Origin of the sequence: Mycobacterium sp. (assembly GCF_050701515.1) — a bacterium.
Classification (GTDB): Bacteria; Actinomycetota; Actinomycetes; order Mycobacteriales; family Mycobacteriaceae; genus Mycobacterium.
Map to the genome: position 1 here is coordinate 1 of NZ_JBOGDB010000206.1, position 16,691 is coordinate 16,691.

Below are 16,691 nucleotides of genomic sequence, written 5' to 3' on the forward strand. Positions count from 1 at the left end.
GCCCGACCCGGCCACCGACACGTGGGCGTCGCTGCAGCTGACCGATGTGGCCACCGACACCGCCACCACCCGCCGGCTGTTGGACCAGGTCGACGCGGCGGGCATCGAGTTGCGCGACTTCCTGCTCGCGGCATTGACGATGACGATCACGTCCTGGCGCGTCGCGCGCAGCCAACCCGCCACCCACGGCGCGCTGATCGCGCTGGAGGGCCACGGCCGCGAAGACGGGCTGGTCGGCGAGGCCGTCGACACCTCCGCGACCGTCGGCTGGTTCACGTCGGTGTTCCCGGTGCGGCTGGGCGCCGGCGAGCGGCCCGTCGACGTCGAAGGGGCGGTGGGCAATCCGGCGGTGGCCCGCGCACTGCTGCGGTCGGTGTCGGACCATCTCGCCGCGGTGCCGAACCGCGGCCTCGACTTCGGGCTGCTGCGGTATCACCGCCGGGACCCGGGGTTGGCCGACGCGCGGCACCCGCAGCTGGAGTTCAACTTCATCGGCCGCCACGACCTGGGCGCCCGCGGTAGCGCCGCAGAGGGCACCGCGTGGTCGCTGATCACCGACCCCACGCTCAACGGTGCGCTGCCCACCGCACCCGAACCAAAGCTGGCGCTGCGCTACACCTTCGACGTCATCTCGGTGGTGAACGGGACCGACGCAGGTCCGCAGCTGCTGACCAGCTGGCGGTGGAGCGATCGGCTGACCAGCTCGGCGGAGGCTGCCGCGCTGGCCGATCTGTGGAGTCGGGCACTTCGAGCACTGGGGGATGCACTGTGACCGGCACACTCGCCATCGTCGGCGCCGGCGCGAAGGCCGTCGCCGTTGCCGCCAAGGCCGCCGAACTGCGCGACATGGGTGTCGACGTTCCCGACATTGTCGCCGTCGAACGCATTGCGGTGGCCGCCAACTGGCAGGCCACCGGCGGCTGGACCGACGGGCAGCACCGGCTCGGCACCAGCCCGGAGAAGGACGTCGGCTTCCCGTACCGCTCGTCGCTGGTGGCGGGCCGTAACGCCGAACTCGACGAGCGGATGACGCGGCACAGCTGGCAGTCGTTTCTGATCGCCACCGGCCAGTTCGCCGAATGGATCGACCGCGGCCGACCCGCGCCGACCCACCGCAAGTGGGGCCAGTACCTGAGCTGGGTGGCCGACCGCGTCGGGATGACCGTGGTCAACGGCGAGGTGAGCCGCATTTCCGTGGACAACAGCGTCGCCGGCGCGCGGTGGGAGTTGCACACCCGGGAAACCGCCATCCAGGCCGACGCCGTGATGATCAGCGGTCCGGGTCAGGCCGAACGGTCGATCCTGCCGGGCAATCCACGGGTGCTGTCCATCGCGCAGTTCTGGCACCGCGCCGCCGAACACGAGCGGATCACCGCCGAACGGGTAGCGGTGGTCGGTGGCGGCGAGACCGCGGCGTCGATGCTCAACGAGTTGTTTCGCCATCGGGTTGCGACGATCACCGTTATCTCACCGCAGGTCACTCTCTTCACCCGGGGCGAGAGCTTTTTCGAGAACGCGTTGTTCTCCGACCCGACGGACTGGGCCGGTCTCACCCTGGCCGAGCGTCGCGATGCCATGGCCCGCACCGATCGCGGCGTGTTCTCGGCGCGGGTGCAGGACGCGCTGCTGGCCGACGACCGGATCCGGCATCTGCGCGGCCGGGTCGCGCACGCGGTGGCCCGCGACGGGCGGATCCGGTTGACGCTGAGCACCGACCGGGGCGGTGAGCGGTTGGAGACCGTGCACGGCTTCGATCTGGTCATCGACGGGTCGGGCGCCGACGCGATGTGGTTCGTGTCGCTGCTCGGCCAGGACGCCCTTGACCTACTGGAACTCGGGCTCGGCGGCCCGCTGACCGGCGAGGCGCTGCAAGAGGCGATGGGCCATGACCTCGCCGTCAACGACGTCGCCCCGAAGCTGTTCCTGCCGAGCCTGGCGGGCCTCACCCAGGGCCCGGGTTTTCCCAACCTCAGCTGCCTCGGCCTGCTGTCCGACCGCGTCCTCGGCGCCGATATCGCTGTCGCCGACGACCAATCAAACAGGAGAAACGATGAGCACCAACCCATTCGATGACGACAACGGCACCTTTTTCGTGCTGGTCAACGACGAGGAGCAGCACAGCCTTTGGCCGACGTTCGCCGATGTTCCGGCCGGCTGGCGGGTGGTGTTCGGCGAAAGCAGCCGGGCGGATTGTCTGGCCTACGTCGAGGAGAACTGGACCGACCTGCGGCCCAAGAGCCTGCGCGACGCGATGGCCGCCGACTAGCGATTTCGGCGTGATTTCCTGCGCTGAGCGCTGGTTATCACGCCGAAATCGCAACTAGGTCTGCTGGGACTGGGCCCACCCGCCAGCTGGGGACGGCATGTCCATGTCGAACACCCGGGCGTGCAGCACGGTCCGATTGCGCAGCGCGGCCCGCACCGCGCGGTGCAGCCCGTCCTCGAGGTAGACCACCCCGCGCCACCGCACCGCGTGCGGGAACAGATCGCCGTAGAACGTGGAGTCCTCCGACAGCAGGCGGTCCAGCGCCAGCACGGTCGTCGTGGTCACCAGCTCGTCGAGGCGAATCTGCCGCGGCGGTATCTGTGACCACTGCCGATACGACAGGCCATGGTCCGGATACGGCTTGCCGTCGAGGACGCCCTTGAAGATCACCGGCCAGAAATCCTTCGACTCGTGACCCATGGCGGTGGCTTCACCATGCGCAAAAGGCTAGCCGTAACGGCGCGCGAAGGTGTTGCCCCAGCTGATAACCGTAAAATGGGTGCGACCGGGAGGTGAATCAAATGGGTAGTGCCGACGACCGTCGGTTCGAAGTGTTGCGCGCCATCGTCGCCGACTTCGTTTCGACCAAGGAGCCGATCGGCTCGAAGTCGCTCCTCGAACGGCACGACCTGGGCGTCTCGAGTGCCACCGTCCGCAATGACATGGCAGTTCTCGAGGCGGAGGGCTACATCGCCCAGCCGCACACCAGCTCGGGCCGGGTACCCACCGAGAAGGGCTACCGCGAGTTCGTCGACCGGCTCGAGGACATCAAGCCGCTGTCGACGTCGGAGCGGACCGCGATCCTGAGGTTCCTCGAAACCGGTGTCGACCTCGACGACGTGTTGCGCCGGGCCGTGCGGCTGCTGGCGCAGCTGACCCGTCAGGTGGCGGTCGTGCAGTACCCGACGCTGTCCACCTCCAGCGTCCGGCATCTGGAGGTCGTCGCGCTGACGCCGGCCCGCCTGCTGCTGGTGGTGATCACCGACTCCGGCCGGGTCGACCAGCGCATCGTCGAACTCGGCGACACCGTCGACGATCACCAGGTTGCCCAGCTGCGCGAGATGCTCGGCCAGGCGCTGGAAGGCAAGCGGCTGGCGGCGGCCTCTGTTGCGGTGTCGGACCTGGCCGCCCATCTCGACGGCAGCGGTGGCCTTGGTGACGCCATCGGCCGCTCGGCGACGGTCCTGCTGGAGTCGCTCGTCGAGCACAGCGAGGAGCGGCTGCTGCTGGGCGGCACCGCCAACCTGACCCGCAACACCGCGGACTTAGGCGGGTCGCTGCGCTCGGTCCTCGAGGCACTCGAGGAGCAGGTGGTGGTGCTGCGGCTGCTGGCCGCCCAGCAGGAGGCCGGCAAGGTGACCGTGCGAATCGGACACGAGACCGAGGCCGAGGAGATGGTGGCCACGTCGGTGGTGAGCACCGCCTACGGCAGTATGGGGAAGGTCTACGGCGGCATGGGTGTGCTTGGGCCCACTCGAATGGACTATCCGGGAACTATCGCTAATGTCGCCGCGGTTGCCCTCTACATAGGCGAAGTCTTAGGCAGCCGGTAGGACCGGTAGGAAAGGTCAGGAGTGGCACGCGACTATTACGGCCTGCTCGGGGTGAGCAGGGGTGCGAGTGATACCGAGATCAAGCGCGCCTATCGCAAGCTGGCCCGCGAGCTGCATCCTGACATCAACCCCGATCAACGGGCGCAGGCACGGTTCCAGGAGATCAGCGTCGCCTACGAGGTGCTCAGCGATCCGGAGAAGCGCCGCATCGTCGACCGCGGCGGCGACCCACTGGAGGGCGTCGGGATGTCCGGCAACGGCTTCGCCGGGTTCGGCGGCCTCGGCGACGTGTTCGAGGCGTTCTTCGGCGGCGGCTCCACCTCCCGCGGCCCGATCGGCCGGGTCCGGCCCGGTTCGGACTCACTGCTGCGAATGCGCCTCGACCTCTCCGAATGCGCCACCGGGGTGACCAAGCAGGTCACCGTCGACACCGCCGTGCTGTGTGACCTCTGCCAGGGCAAGGGCACCCACGGCAAGTCGACCCCGTCCACCTGCGACACCTGCGGCGGGCAGGGCGAGATTCAGACCGTGCAGCGGTCGCTGCTCGGCCAGGTCATGACGTCGCGGCCCTGCCCGGTCTGCGGCGGGGTCGGCGAGGTCATCCTCGACCCGTGCCACCGGTGTGGCGGCGACGGACGCGTGCGGGCCCGGCGGGAGATCAGCGTCAAGATCCCGGCGGGCGTCGGTGATGGCATGCGGGTGCGACTGGCCGGCCAGGGCGAGGTCGGTCCGGGCGGCGGACCGGCCGGGGACCTCTACGTCGAGGTCCACGAACAGCCGCACGACATCTTCGTCCGCGACGGCGACGATCTGCACTTCACCATCTCGGTGCCGATGGTCGACGCCGCGCTGGGCACCACCGTCGCCGTCGACGCGATTCTGGACGGACCCACCGAGATCACCATCCCGGCCGGCACCCAGCCCGGCTCGGTGACCACGCTGCGCGGCCACGGCATGCCCCACCTGCGGTCGGGGGTGCGGGGCGACCTCCATGCCCATGTCGAGGTCGTGGTGCCGTCGCGGCTCGACCATCAGGACATCGAACTGCTGGGCAAGCTCAAGGAACACCGCATCCGGGACGCTGCCGAGGTCAAGTCCACCCATACCGGCGCCGCGAGCGGGTTGTTCAGCCGGCTGCGCGAAACCTTCACCGGCCGCTAGCCGCGGTCATGAGCGGGACGCTCTTCTACGTCGACACGCTGCCCGAAGTCGGTGACTTGGCGGTCGTCGACGGTGACGAGGGCTTCCACGCCGCCAATGTGCGACGGATCCGGGCAGGCGATCACCTCGACCTCGGTGACGGAGCCGGCGCGGTGGCGCACTGCGTGATCGAAAACGTCGGCAAGGGCCGGCTCTCGGCGCGCGTGCTGAGCCGTCGGACCGTCGAGCCCGGGGTCCCGCCGGTCACCGTCGTGCAGGCCTTGCCCAAGTCGGAGCGCCCCGAACTGGCCGTTGAGCTGGCCACCGAGGCCGGAGCGGACGCGTTCATCGTCTGGCAGGCGGCGCGCTGCGTGGCCCGCTGGGACGGCGGGCGCGCCGAGAAGGGCCTGCGTCGCTGGAATTCGGTGGCCCGCGCCGCCGCTCGTCAGTCGCGACGGCCGCACATTCCGGCCGTGACGCGCGTGGTGTCGACGGCCGAGTTGGTCACCGACGTGCGTGACGCGGTGGCATCGGGGGCGACAGTGCTGGTGCTGCATGAATCGGCCACCGAACGGCTCACCAAACTGGCTTTGGCGCAATCGGATTCGCTGATACTCATCGTCGGTCCGGAAGGTGGTATCGCCGACGACGAGCTCGCTGCGCTGTCCGAGGCAGGGGCGATGCCGGTGCGGCTGGGCCCGACAGTGCTGCGAACGTCGACCGCGGCCGCGGTCGCGCTGGGTGCGCTGGGGGTGCTGACGTCGCGCTGGGAGTAGAACGCCGCAGGTGAAGCGTTGGGATGCGACGGTACCCGGCGGTAAGCTAGGTAACCAGCAGCAACCACACCGGCTAGAACCCAGAAAGCAGGCAGAAAACCGCACGTGAGTCCACGCGAGACGAACGCTGACTCGTCACCGGCCACAACATCGCTGGTACGCAGCAGCATCAATGTTCCGCCCGACCTCGTCGTGGGCCTGCTGGGTTCCTCCGACGAGAATCTGCGCGCACTCGAGCGCACCCTGGCGGCCGATCTACATGCGCGTGGCAACGCGCTTACCCTGTCCGGCGAGCCGGCCGATGTGGCACTCGCCGAGCGAGTGGTGTCCGAACTCATCGCGATCGTGTCCAGCGGCCAGCAGCTGACTCCAGAAGTGGTGCGGCACAGCGTCGCGATGCTCACCGGCACCGAGGGTGAGTCACCCGCCGAGGTACTGACCCTCGACATCTTGTCGCGGCGCGGCAAGACCATCCGGCCAAAGACGCTGAACCAGAAGCGATATGTCGACGCCATCGACGCGCACACGATCGTGTTCAGTATCGGGCCTGCCGGCACCGGCAAGACATATCTGGCAATGGCCAAGGCCGTCAGCGCATTGCAGACGAAACAGGTTACCCGGATCATCCTCACCCGGCCTGCAGTGGAAGCCGGTGAACGCCTTGGCTTTCTGCCCGGCACATTGAGCGAGAAGATCGATCCCTACCTGCGGCCGCTCTACGACGCGCTGCACGACATGATGGATCCGGAATTGATCCCAAAGCTGATGAGCGCCGGGGTCATTGAGGTAGCGCCGCTCGGGTACATGCGGGGTAGGGCGCAGCCGTTGTTCACGAAGGTATTGACCCCTGAGGGCTTTCGGCCGATCGGCGATCTTCAGGTCGGGTATTTCGTGATCGGCTCCGACGGCCGCCCGACCGAAGTCCTTGGTGTCTATCCACAGGGCTTCAAAGAGATTTACCGCGTCTACACACAGGACGGCTCGTCAACGCTTGCATCCGAAGACCACCTGTGGTCAGTGCACACTCGCCATGATCGGTGGCGTGGCAAGCCAGCTCGCGTGCTGGCAACGAAGGAGATGGTCGGGAACCTCCGTGCAGCGCACTACCGTCGCTACGAATTGCCTCTTCTCAGCGCGCCTGTTGAGTTCGAGCCTCGGCCGGTTCCCCTCGATCCGTACGCACTGGGCCTACTTCTCGGCGATGGATGTCTCACATGCTCGACCACTCCCAGCTTCGCGACCACCGACCCCGAACTGGCTGAAGTGCTGGGCCAGCTCATTCCGGAGATCATTGTGCGGCGCAAGTCGGAAGTGGACTATGTGCTGAGTCGGCACACAGGCCGTGGCGGTGATGTGACCGTGAAGAATCCGGTCACGGCCGCTCTACATCAACTGGGTCTTGCCGGTACTCGCTCGAACACTAAATTCGTTCCGCGGGACTACCTTTTCAATTCACCCGAGGTGCGGCTTGCTGTTCTCCAAGGTTTACTCGACTCTGACGGAGGTCCGGTAACCCAGCGCGGGCGCACGTGCCGCATTCAGATCGGGACTTCATCCAAGCGGCTGCGCGACGACATCGTCTTCCTCGTCCAGTCGCTTGGCGGTGTCGTGACTCAACGGACCAGGCTGGCGGCGGGTCGCAAGCCGGGGCTGGCGCGTGGTCGTGCGGTTCACCACCGGTCGGACGCACACATCCTCGATATCCGGCTGCCTGAAGGCGCCATTCCTTTCAGGCTCGCCCGCAAGGCCGCGAAGTACGACGCGACCGGCGGTGGTCGGCCAATGCGATTCATTGACCGCATCGAGCCTGCTGGCACCGAGGAGGCCGTGTGCATTCGGGTGGCGGCCGCCGACTCGCTGTATGTCACCGAGGATTTCCTGCTCACGCACAACACGCTCAACGATGCATTCATCATCCTCGATGAGGCGCAGAACACCACAGCCGAGCAGATGAAGATGTTCCTGACCAGACTGGGCTTCGGATCGAAGGTCGTCGTCACCGGCGACGTCACACAGATCGACCTACCCGGCGGCGCGACATCGGGTCTGCGGGCAGCGGTACAGATTCTGGACGGCATCGAGGACATCCACGTCAGCGAACTCACCAGCGCCGACGTCGTCAGGCACCGGCTGGTGTCCGAGATCGTGGACGCCTATGCCAAATACGAGGAACCCGGGCTGATGAACCGGGCGCAACGCCGCGCCGGCGGCAATCGGTCCCGGCGATAAGCGGGGCAGCCGATGAGCATTGAGGTTTCCAACGAATCGGGCCTCGACGTCTCCGAAGAAGAACTGGTAAGCGTCGCCCGTTTCGTCATCAAGAAGATGAAAGTCAACACGGCGGCCGAACTTTCGATGGTGCTGCTCGACACCGCCGCGATGGCAGATCTGCACATGCGCTGGATGGACCTGCCCGGTCCGACGGATGTGATGAGCTTTCCGATGGACGAGCTCGAACCGGCCGGTCGGCCCGACGCGCCGGAACCGGGACCATCGATGCTCGGCGACATCGTGCTGTGCCCGGAGTTCGCCGCCGAGCAGGCCGTGGTGGCGGGCCACTCGCTGGGCCATGAGCTCGCGCTGCTGACGATCCACGGCGTGCTGCATCTGCTCGGCTACGACCACGCCGAGCCGGACGAAGAGAAAGAGATGTTCGCGTTGCAGCGCCAACTGCTCGAGGAGTGGGTGGCCGATCAGGTCGAGGCATATCGCCAGGACCGCCAGACCGAGAAGGACCGGCGGCTACTGGACAAGTCTCGTTACTTCGACGCGCCGTGAGCGACATCGCCCCGCTGCTCGGCGCGATCGCGCTGATCGGTCTCGGTGGTCTGTTCGCGGCCCTCGATGCCGCGATCAGCACGGTATCGATAGCCCGGGTCGAGGAGCTGGTGCGCGATGAGCGGCCCGGCGCCGTTCGTTTCGCCCGCCTCATCACCGAGCGCCCGCGCTATATCAATCTCGTTGTGCTGCTGCGGATTAGCTGCGAGATAACCGCGACGGTGTTGCTGGTTGACTATCTGTACGAGCACGTCGGCCTGCGATGGGGCCTGGTCATCACGGCCGCGATCATGGTGGTGATCAGCTTCGTGGTCATCGGCGTCGGTCCACGCACCATCGGCCGACAGAACGCCTACACCATCGCGCTGGCGGCCGCCTTACCGCTGCAAGCAATTTCGGTTCTGCTAACCCCGATCAGCCGGCTGCTCGTTCTGATCGGTAACGCGCTAACGCCTGGCAGGGGCTTCCGCCACGGGCCGTTTGCTTCGGAAATCGAGCTGCGTGAGGTCGTCGATCTGGCTCAGCAGCGTGGTGTGGTGGCTGACGACGAGCGCCGGATGATCCAGTCAGTGTTCGAACTCGGCGACACCCCCGCACGTGAGGTGATGGTCCCGCGCACCGAGATGGTGTGGATCGAAAGCGACAAGACGGCTGGCCAAGCGACCTCGCTGGCGGTTCGCAGCGGGCACTCCCGCATCCCGGTGATCGGGGAGAACGTCGACGACATCGTCGGCGTCGTCTATCTGAAGGATCTCGTCGAGCGCACGTATTACTCGAACAACGGCGGCCGGGACACCAGGGTGTCCGACGTGATGCGTCCCGCGGTGTTCGTGCCCGATTCCAAGCCGCTGGACGCACTGCTGCGCGAAATGCAACGCGACCGCAACCATATGGCGCTGCTGGTCGACGAGTACGGCGCGATCGCCGGCCTGGTCACCATCGAAGACGTGCTGGAGGAGATCGTCGGTGAGATCGCCGACGAGTACGACACCGACGAGGTCGCCCCGGTGGAAGAGCTGGGGGACAAGCGCTATCGGGTGTCGGCGCGGCTGTCCATCGAGGACCTCGGCGAGCTGTACGACATCGAGTTCGACGAGGATCTCGACGTCGACACCGTCGGTGGTTTGTTGGCACTCGAGCTCGGCCGCGTCCCGCTGCCGGGTGCCGAGGTGACATGGGACGGGCTGAGACTGCGCGCCGAGGGCGGATTCGACCATCGGGGCCGGGTGCGGATCGGCACCGTCCTGGTCAGCCCGACCGATTTTCGAGCACAAGGGTGACGGTGACTGAGCTCGACGCTGAAGACGCCAAGCTGGTGGGGCTGGCCCGCGGTGCGATGGGGCGGGCCGAAGCGGGCAGCGGTGCGGCGGTGCGTGATCTGGACGGCCGGACGTACGCGGGGGCGCCGGTGACCCTCGACGCGCTGCGGCTGACCGCACTGCAGGCGGCGGTGGCCGCGGCCGTGTCGAGCGGCGCGACCGGCCTGGAGGCGGCGGTGCTGGTCGGCGGATCGGCCGACGACACCGGGATCGCCGCGGTGCGCGAGCTGTCCGCGGACGCCACCATCATCGTCACGGATCGGGCCGGAAACGTGCAGTCGTGAGTGAATTCCGTTCCGGCTTCGTCTGTTTCGTCGGAAGGCCGAACACCGGCAAGTCGACGCTGATGAACGCGTTGGTCGGCGCCAAGGTGGCGATCACGTCGAAGCGTCCGCAGACCACCCGGCACACCATCCGCGGGATCGTGCACCGGGAGAACTTCCAGATCATCCTCGTCGATACCCCGGGCCTGCATCGGCCCCGAACGCTGCTCGGTCAGCGGCTCAACGACCTGGTGCGTGACACGTACTCGGAGGTCGACGTCATCGGGTTGTGCATCCCCGCCGACGAAGCCATCGGCCCCGGGGACCGGTGGATCCTGCAGCAGATCCGCGACATTGCGCCCGACACCACGCGGATGGCCATCGTCACCAAGATCGACAAGCTGCCCAAAGAGCGGGTGGCCGCCCAGCTGATGGCGGTCAGCGAGCTGGTCGGTCCGGATACCGAGATCGTGCCGGTGTCGGCGACCACCGGCGAGCAAGTCGACGTCCTGATCGACGTGCTGGCCCACCAGCTGCCGCCGGGCCCGGCGTTCTACCCGGACGGCGAGCTCACCGACGAGCCCGAGGAAGTGTTGATGGCCGAGCTGATTCGGGAGGCCGCCCTGGAAGGGGTGCGCGACGAATTGCCGCACTCGCTCGCCGTGGTGATCGAGGAGGTCAGCCCGCGGGAAGGCCGCGACGACCTGATCGATGTGCACGCCAATCTCTTCGTCGAGCGGCCCAGCCAGAAGGGCATCGTCATCGGCAAAGGCGGTGCCAGGTTGCGGGAGGTGGGCACCGCCGCACGCACGCAGATCGAGAAGCTGCTCGGCACCAAGGTCTTTCTCGACCTGCACGTCAAGATCGCCAAGAACTGGCAGCGCGACCCCAAACAGCTCGGCCGACTCGGCTTCTGAGTGATTTCGGCGTGATTACCAGCGCTGAGCGCAGGAATTCACGCCGAAGTCGCTAAGTGAGCTGGTCGCCGACCGCTTCCCCGGTTGGCGCATTCCACCACATTGGGGGTTGTCGCAGCACCCAGCCGTTGATCGCCTCCAGCTCGGCGGCCAGCGAGATCAGCAATGGCTCGCTGTTCGCCGGACCCATCAGCTGAACACCGATCGGCAGGCCGTCCGAGGTGAAACCGGCCGGGACGCTGATCGACGGCCAGCCCAACAGGTTCCACGGCCATGTCGCCGGGCATGCGCGGATCATCGCGCGATCGGTGGACAGGCCGCCGCGGTTGTCGAAGTCGTGAACGGGTGGCGGTGGCAGCGCGGTGGTCGGTGCCAAAATGACGTCGACGAGATTGAAGATCCAGCCGACGCGGCGCTGCGTCTCGGCTTCCCGGGCCCGGGCCTTGCGCAGCACGTTCTCGGACAGCAGCCGGCCCATCCGCAGGTTGGACACCGTGCGCCGGTCCAGCGTGACACCGTCGCCGAGCCGGTCCGCCCAGTCCAGCAGTCCGGAAGTGGACCGGGACAGGAAGTTCCACGACATCCGTGTGCTGTAGTACGGGTCGTGCGCCTCGACCGTGTGTCCGAGTTCGGTGAGCTGGTCGGCGACGGTGTGCAGTGCGCCCAGGATCTCCGGGTGCAGCTTGGGGCGGAAAAAGTTGAAAGGGAACTTCGTCGAGACCGCGATCTTCAGCGGGCCCGGCGCACGGCCGACGTACTCCGAGACCCGCACCGGCGGCGGTTTGTGCCGATCACCGTCGACGTTGCCGGATGCGGCGTCGAGCACCAGCGCTGCGTCGGTGAGGGTGCGGGCAAGCACGCCGTTGACGGTGATGCCGTTGAACGCCTCCGGCAGCGGCCAGGTGGAGATGCGGCCACGCTGCGGCTTGATGCCGACCAGGTGTGTCCACGCCGCGGGGATCCGGACGCTGCCGGCGCCGTCCGAACCAATCGCCGCGGTGACCAGGCCTGCGGCCACCGCCGCCGCGCTGCCGCCCGACGATCCGCCGGGAGTGTGCTTGGGCGACCACGGGTTTCGGGTATGGCCGAAGGCCGGTCCACTGGTGAATGGCCACTGACCGAGTTCGCAGGTGTTCGTCTTACCGACGATGACGGCACCGGCGGCACGCAGCCGGCGCACGACTTCGGAATCGGCATGCGCGGGCCGGACATCACCGGCGGCGCCGAACCTGGTCGGCACACCGGCGACGTCGACGTCGTCCTTGACCGCGATCGGAATTCCCAGCAGTGGAAGCTGTTGCCCGGCAGCGCGCCTGCGGTCGGCCTCGGCGGCATCAGCGAGCGCCCGCTCGGTGAGCACCACCCGGAAACAGTTGAGGGTCGACTGGCTGGCCTCGATGGCATGCAGCGATCGCTGCACCAGCTCGTTGGAGGTCACGGTCCCGCTGGCCAGCTGATACAGCAGACCAGTGAGGGTGGGCAGCGGGGCTTCTGAGGCAGAAGATGTAGGTGGTGCAGCCATCAAGTGGAGAATAACCGGCGCTGCGTACCACTCTTGTCAGATTGCAGTGCGAAACTGGTTCGATGCGCCTGTACCGGGATCGGGCGGTGGTGCTGCGCCAGCACAAGCTCGGCGAGGCCGACCGGATCGTCACCCTGCTCACCCGTGAGCACGGGTTGGTCCGCGCCGTGGCGAAGGGAGTTCGGCGCACCCGCAGCAAGTTCGGTTCACGGCTAGAGCCGTTCGCGCACATCGACGTTCAGCTGCACCCCGGCCGCAATCTCGACATCGTCACCCAGGTGCAGGCCATCGATGCGTTCGCCGCCGACATCGTCAGCGATTACGGCCGGTACACCTGCGCGTGCGCCGTGCTGGAAACCGCCGAACGCCTGGCCGGCGAAGAGCGTGCTCCGGTGCCCGCACTGCACCGGCTGACCGTCGGCGCGTTGCGGGCGGTGGCCGACGGCAGCCGGCCCTGGGAACTCGTGCTGGACGCTTACCTGCTGCGCGCCATGGGAATCGCCGGATGGGCGCCCGCGCTCACCGAGTGCGCCCGCTGCGCCGCTCCCGGTCCGCACCGGGCGTTCCACATCGCCGCCGGCGGCAGCGTGTGCGTGCACTGCCGTCCGTCCGGATCGACCACACCGCCGCAGGGCGTGCTGGACCTGATGTCGGCGCTCTACGACGGCGACTGGGATACCGCGCAGGCGTCGCCGCAGTCGCACCGCAGCCAGGCCAGCGGGCTGGTAGCCGCTCATCTGCAGTGGCATCTCGAGCGTCAGCTCCGCACGTTGCCGCTGGTCGAACGCGTGTACCGGGTCGATCGCACGGTCGCTGACCATCGGGTCTCGTTGTTGCGGCAGGATGTCAGCCGTGGTGATGAAACGGGCGGCCAAGACCACCTACCCACAGCTGCCCCCGGCGCCTGACGACTATCCGACCTTTCCCGACAAGTCCACCTGGCCGGTCGTCTTTCCGGAGTTGCCACCGCATGGCAACGGCAGGTTCGCCCGCCCGCCCCAGCACACTTCGAAAGCCGCCGCACCGAACATCCCGGCCGACCAGGTGCCAAGCCACGTCGCGATCGTGATGGACGGCAACGGCCGGTGGGCCACCCAGCGCGGGCTGCACCGAACCGAGGGCCACAAGATGGGAGAGGCGGTGCTGATCGACATCACCTGCGGCGCCATCGAAATCGGCATCAAACATCTGACGGTCTATGCATTCTCGACCGAGAATTGGAAGCGCAGCACCGAGGAGGTCCGCTTCCTGATGGGGTTCAACCGGGAGGTGGTCCGTCGGCGGCGGGAGAACCTCAACGACATGGGCGTGCGGATGCGCTGGGTCGGCTCGCGTCCGCGCATGTGGCGTAGCGTCATCAAGGAGTTCGACATCGCCGAGCAGATGACGGTTGGCAACGATGTGATCACCATCAACTACTGCGTCAACTACGGCGGTCGCACCGAGATCGCCGAGGCGGCCAAGGACATCGCGCGCGACGCGGTTGACGGCAAGCTCAACCCGGATCGGATCACCGAGCGGACCGTCGCCAAGCACCTCCACCGCTCCGACATCCCCGACGTCGACCTGTTCATCCGGACGTCGGGGGAGCAGCGAGCCAGCAACTTCCTGCTGTGGCAGGCGGCGTATGCCGAGTACGTCTTCCAGGACAAGCTGTGGCCCGACTACGACCGCCGTGATCTTTGGGAAGCGTGCGAGGAGTACGTGAACCGCAATCGCCGATTCGGCAGGGCGTAATGACGCTCCAGGAGCACTTGCGCTCGGCCCTCGAAGAGGTGCTGCCGATCGAGGAGGAGGACGACGGCGCGATCACGGTGCATCACGATCACACCTTTGCCTCACTGCGAGTGGTGACGATCGCCGATGGTCTGGACATGGTGTCGCTCACCCAGATCCTGGCGTGGGACCTGCCGCTGGACAACAAGATTCGCGCCACGGTCGCCGAACTCGCCCATGACACGCTGCTCGGCACGGTGTCGCTGGCGGTCAAGGACGACGGGAAAACCGCAGACGTGTTGCTACGCTACAACTTTCCCGCGGCGGGCCTGACCGACGATGCGCTGCGGACGTTGATCCTGATGGTGCTCAGCTCCGGCGCCGATGCCCGCCGGGCGCTCGTCGCCGACTAGTCGGTAGCCACGCAGTCGCCACAAATGCCGAAGATTTCGATGGTGTGGCTGACATCGGAGAAGCCATGCGCGCGAGCGACTTCGGCGGCCCACGTCTCGGCCTGACCGCCCTGCACCTCCACGGTGCAGCCACACACCCGGCATACCAGATGGTGATGGTGATCTTCCGAGCAGCGCCGGTACACCGACTCGCCGGTGTCGGTGCGCAACGTGTCGACGAGCCCGGCCGCCGACATCGACTGCAGGGTGCGGTAGACGGTGGTCAGGCCGATGCCCTCGCCGCGGCGGCGCAGCTCGTCATGAAGCTCTTGGGCGGACCGGAAATCGTCCAGGTTCTCCAACAGCGCCGAGATCGCCGCGCGCTGCCGGGTGGCCCGCACGCCCGTCCGGCTCACTCGGCGTCCTCGCCCGCATGGGTCACCGCGGCCACCACGATGTGGGTGAGGTGGTCGTCGACGAGGCGGTAGAGCACCTCGCGGCCGGACCGCTCGCCGGACACGACTCCGGCGGCCTTCAGGATGCGGAGGTGCTGGCTGACCAGCGGTTGCGGGACCCCGAGCGCGTCGACGAGTTCGTGCACGCACCGCGACGACTCCCGAAGCTGCAGCACGATCGCAATCCGCACCGGCGCGGCCAGCGCGCGCAGCAGGTCGCCCGCGGTGTCGAGGACCGGCCGCGGCGGCAGATCCGGCGAGGGGGCGTGGCCGTGCCGGTGATGACCGGCGTCCCGATCCGCCAAAGTGGAAACGGTTTTCATTATGTAGGCCACATTACATGCGCGATCACGCATGTCAACGGCGTCGCTCTTGTATCGCTTGTTGCGGCGAAGTGCGAGTAAACGCCGCAACAATCGACACACTCGGGGTGGTGCCTGGACTTAACGGGATACCGCCGTCGCTACGCTGTTGACCCGTGGCGTCCATCATCGACACTGTTGCGAACCTGGCCAAGCGCCGCGGACTGGTCTACCAGTCCGGTGAGATCTACGGCGGCACGAAATCGGCTTGGGACTTCGGCCCTTTGGGCGTCGAGCTCAAGGAGAACATCAAGCGGCAGTGGTGGCGGTCCGTGGTCACCAGCCGTGACGATATCGTCGGTCTCGACAGCGCGATCATCTTGCCGCGCGAGGTGTGGGTGGCTTCTGGCCACGTCGACGTGTTTCACGATCCGCTGGTCGAATGCCTCCACTGCCACAAGCGGCATCGACAAGACCACTTGCAGGAGGCGTACGCGGCGAAAAAAGGCGTCGACAATCCGGAGACCGTACCGATGACGGAAGTCGTGTGTCCGGACTGCGGCACCAAGGGCCAGTGGACCGAGCCGCGCGACTTCAACATGATGCTCAAGACCCACCTCGGTCCGATCGAGACCGACGAGGGTCTGCACTACATGCGGCCGGAGACAGCGCAGGGCATCTTCGTCAACTTCGCCAACGTGGTCACCACGTCGCGGCGTAAGCCGCCGTTCGGCATCGGCCAGATCGGCAAGAGCTTCCGCAACGAAATCACCCCGGGCAACTTCATCTTTCGCACCCGCGAGTTCGAGCAGATGGAGATGGAGTTCTTCGTCGAGCCCGGCAGCGACGAGGAGTGGCACGACTACTGGCTCTCCGAGCGCTGGCGCTGGTATCTCGACCTCGGGGTGTCCGAGGACAACCTGCGGTTCTTCGAGCACCCCGCGGAGAAGCGTTCCCACTACTCCAAGCGCACCGTCGACATCGAGTACAAGTTCGAGTTCGCGGGCTCGGAGTGGGCGGAGCTGGAGGGCATCGCCAACCGTACGGACTACGACCTGAACGCGCACGCGAAGGCGTCCGGCGCGGACCTGTCGTACTTCGACCAGGACAAGGGCACCCGGTGGGTGCCGTACGTGATCGAGCCGGCCGCCGGGCTGACCCGCTGCGTGCTGATGTTCCTGCTGGAGGCGTACGACGTCGACGAGGCGCCGAACACCAAGGGCGGGATGGACAAGCGCACCGTGATGCGCTTCGACCCCAGGCTGGCGCCGGTGAAGGTGGCGGTGCTGCCG

General features: G+C 67.1%; 18 protein-coding genes and 3 pseudogenes. 17 read left to right on the forward strand and 4 right to left on the reverse strand.

The window, feature by feature from the left end; genetic code table 11:
* From ACRDU5_RS16640 to ACRDU5_RS16650, 3 genes are all read left to right on the forward strand, one after another.
* A partial coding sequence (locus ACRDU5_RS16640; RefSeq protein ID WP_526615750.1) for a condensation domain-containing protein occupies window positions 1–772 on the forward strand: 772 nt, incomplete at its 5' end.
* The gene (mbtG, locus tag ACRDU5_RS16645; RefSeq protein WP_526615751.1) at window positions 769–2,073 is read left to right on the forward strand and encodes an NADPH-dependent L-lysine N(6)-monooxygenase MbtG; all 1,305 of its coding nucleotides are present in this window, start codon (window positions 769–771) and stop codon (window positions 2,071–2,073) included. The genes ACRDU5_RS16640 and mbtG, both read left to right, overlap by 4 nt.
* A complete protein-coding gene (locus ACRDU5_RS16650) occupies window positions 2,051–2,266 on the forward strand; it encodes an MbtH family protein (protein WP_526615752.1) in 216 nt (71 codons plus the stop codon). Before mbtG ends, ACRDU5_RS16650 begins: the two co-directional genes overlap by 23 nt.
* 54 nt (window positions 2,267–2,320) lie before the next feature.
* Here ACRDU5_RS16650 and ACRDU5_RS16655 read toward each other — a convergent pair whose 3' ends face one another.
* On the reverse strand, window positions 2,321–2,656 hold the full coding sequence (locus ACRDU5_RS16655; RefSeq protein ID WP_526615770.1) for a type II toxin-antitoxin system VapB family antitoxin: 336 nt from the start codon (window positions 2,654–2,656) through the stop codon (window positions 2,321–2,323).
* Window positions 2,657–2,787: 131 nt separating this feature from the next.
* Between ACRDU5_RS16655 and hrcA the strand changes: the two genes are divergently transcribed.
* From hrcA to era, 10 genes and pseudogenes are all read left to right on the forward strand, one after another.
* On the forward strand, window positions 2,788–3,819 hold the full coding sequence (hrcA, locus tag ACRDU5_RS16660; RefSeq protein WP_526615754.1) for a heat-inducible transcriptional repressor HrcA: 1,032 nt from the start codon (window positions 2,788–2,790) through the stop codon (window positions 3,817–3,819).
* Between the two features lie 21 nt (window positions 3,820–3,840).
* Window positions 3,841–4,980, forward strand: a complete 1,140-nt coding sequence (gene dnaJ, locus ACRDU5_RS16665) for a molecular chaperone DnaJ (RefSeq protein ID WP_526615755.1) — start codon at window positions 3,841–3,843, stop codon at window positions 4,978–4,980.
* A gap of 8 nt (window positions 4,981–4,988) precedes the next feature.
* Window positions 4,989–5,735 carry a 16S rRNA (uracil(1498)-N(3))-methyltransferase gene (locus ACRDU5_RS16670; protein ID WP_526615757.1) on the forward strand — a complete coding sequence of 249 codons (747 nt, stop codon included), beginning with the start codon at window positions 4,989–4,991 and terminating at the stop codon, window positions 5,733–5,735.
* A 105-nt stretch (window positions 5,736–5,840) separates the two neighbouring features.
* Window positions 5,841–6,551, forward strand: a pseudogene (locus ACRDU5_RS16675) (PhoH family protein); the annotation flags it as partial.
* A gap of 261 nt (window positions 6,552–6,812) precedes the next feature.
* Window positions 6,813–7,349 (forward strand): annotated as a pseudogene (locus ACRDU5_RS16680) (LAGLIDADG family homing endonuclease); the annotation flags it as partial.
* Window positions 7,350–7,628: 279 nt separating this feature from the next.
* A pseudogene (locus ACRDU5_RS16685) lies at window positions 7,629–7,964 on the forward strand (PhoH family protein); the annotation flags it as partial.
* A gap of 12 nt (window positions 7,965–7,976) precedes the next feature.
* On the forward strand, window positions 7,977–8,513 hold the full coding sequence (gene ybeY / locus ACRDU5_RS16690; protein WP_526615759.1) for an rRNA maturation RNase YbeY: 537 nt from the start codon (window positions 7,977–7,979) through the stop codon (window positions 8,511–8,513).
* Complete coding sequence (locus ACRDU5_RS16695) at window positions 8,510–9,793, forward strand: CNNM domain-containing protein (protein WP_526615760.1); 1,284 nt, start codon at window positions 8,510–8,512, stop codon at window positions 9,791–9,793. Before ybeY ends, ACRDU5_RS16695 begins: the two co-directional genes overlap by 4 nt.
* A 2-nt stretch (window positions 9,794–9,795) precedes the next feature.
* Complete coding sequence (locus ACRDU5_RS16700) at window positions 9,796–10,116, forward strand: cytidine deaminase-like protein (protein ID WP_526615761.1); 321 nt, start codon at window positions 9,796–9,798, stop codon at window positions 10,114–10,116.
* Window positions 10,113–11,012, forward strand: coding sequence for a GTPase Era (gene era / locus ACRDU5_RS16705; RefSeq protein WP_526615762.1), 900 nt, complete (start codon window positions 10,113–10,115; stop codon window positions 11,010–11,012). Before ACRDU5_RS16700 ends, era begins: the two co-directional genes overlap by 4 nt.
* 52 nt (window positions 11,013–11,064) lie before the next feature.
* Here era and ACRDU5_RS16710 read toward each other — a convergent pair whose 3' ends face one another.
* Entirely contained in the window at window positions 11,065–12,534 is a 1,470-nt protein-coding gene (locus ACRDU5_RS16710; protein WP_526615763.1) for an amidase, read from the reverse strand.
* 62 nt (window positions 12,535–12,596) lie between these two features.
* Between ACRDU5_RS16710 and recO the strand changes: the two genes are divergently transcribed.
* Genes recO through ACRDU5_RS16725 form a run of 3 tightly spaced genes read left to right on the forward strand, consistent with a single transcriptional unit; the run spans window position 12,597 to window position 14,663 of the window.
* On the forward strand, window positions 12,597–13,442 hold the full coding sequence (gene recO / locus ACRDU5_RS16715) for a DNA repair protein RecO (RefSeq protein WP_526615764.1): 846 nt from the start codon (window positions 12,597–12,599) through the stop codon (window positions 13,440–13,442).
* Window positions 13,393–14,271: a decaprenyl diphosphate synthase gene (locus ACRDU5_RS16720; RefSeq protein WP_526615771.1), complete on the forward strand. Its 879-nt coding sequence runs from the start codon at window positions 13,393–13,395 to the stop codon at window positions 14,269–14,271. The genes recO and ACRDU5_RS16720 overlap by 50 nt, the downstream gene beginning before the upstream one ends.
* Window positions 14,271–14,663: a hypothetical protein gene (locus ACRDU5_RS16725; protein ID WP_526615765.1), complete on the forward strand. Its 393-nt coding sequence runs from the start codon at window positions 14,271–14,273 to the stop codon at window positions 14,661–14,663. The genes ACRDU5_RS16720 and ACRDU5_RS16725 overlap by 1 nt, the downstream gene beginning before the upstream one ends.
* On the opposite strand, the gene ACRDU5_RS16730 is transcribed toward ACRDU5_RS16725, so the two are convergent.
* Together ACRDU5_RS16730 and ACRDU5_RS16735 are read right to left on the reverse strand one after the other, a co-directional pair.
* Window positions 14,660–15,058 carry a Fur family transcriptional regulator gene (locus ACRDU5_RS16730; protein ID WP_526615766.1) on the reverse strand — a complete coding sequence of 133 codons (399 nt, stop codon included), beginning with the start codon at window positions 15,056–15,058 and terminating at the stop codon, window positions 14,660–14,662. The two genes, ACRDU5_RS16725 and ACRDU5_RS16730, sit on opposite strands and share 4 nt — an antisense overlap.
* The gene (locus ACRDU5_RS16735; protein ID WP_526615768.1) at window positions 15,055–15,420 is read right to left on the reverse strand and encodes an ArsR/SmtB family transcription factor; all 366 of its coding nucleotides are present in this window, start codon (window positions 15,418–15,420) and stop codon (window positions 15,055–15,057) included. Before ACRDU5_RS16735 ends, ACRDU5_RS16730 begins: the two co-directional genes overlap by 4 nt.
* Before the next feature lie 155 nt (window positions 15,421–15,575).
* On the opposite strand from ACRDU5_RS16735, the gene ACRDU5_RS16740 reads away from it, so the two are divergent.
* On the forward strand, window positions 15,576–16,691 hold a 1,116-nt coding region (locus ACRDU5_RS16740), incomplete at its 3' end, for a glycine--tRNA ligase (protein WP_526615769.1).

What these genes read in the sequence shown, in the direction of transcription:
- ACRDU5_RS16650 (WP_526615752.1), top strand. Translation starts at nt 2,051, where the DNA reads ATGAGCACCAACCCATTCGATGACGACAACGGCACCTTTTTCGTGCTG.
- ACRDU5_RS16725 (WP_526615765.1), top strand. Translation starts at nt 14,271, where the DNA reads ATGACGCTCCAGGAGCACTTGCGCTCGGCCCTCGAAGAGGTGCTGCCG.
- ybeY (WP_526615759.1), top strand. Translation starts at nt 7,977, where the DNA reads ATGAGCATTGAGGTTTCCAACGAATCGGGCCTCGACGTCTCCGAAGAA.
- ACRDU5_RS16670 (WP_526615757.1), top strand. Translation starts at nt 4,989, where the DNA reads ATGAGCGGGACGCTCTTCTACGTCGACACGCTGCCCGAAGTCGGTGAC.
- hrcA (WP_526615754.1), top strand. Translation starts at nt 2,788, where the DNA reads ATGGGTAGTGCCGACGACCGTCGGTTCGAAGTGTTGCGCGCCATCGTC.
- ACRDU5_RS16710 (WP_526615763.1), bottom strand. Translation starts at nt 12,534, where the DNA reads ATGGCTGCACCACCTACATCTTCTGCCTCAGAAGCCCCGCTGCCCACC.
- ACRDU5_RS16735 (WP_526615768.1), bottom strand. Translation starts at nt 15,420, where the DNA reads ATGAAAACCGTTTCCACTTTGGCGGATCGGGACGCCGGTCATCACCGG.
- recO (WP_526615764.1), top strand. Translation starts at nt 12,597, where the DNA reads ATGCGCCTGTACCGGGATCGGGCGGTGGTGCTGCGCCAGCACAAGCTC.
- ACRDU5_RS16720 (WP_526615771.1), top strand. Translation starts at nt 13,393, where the DNA reads ATGAAACGGGCGGCCAAGACCACCTACCCACAGCTGCCCCCGGCGCCT.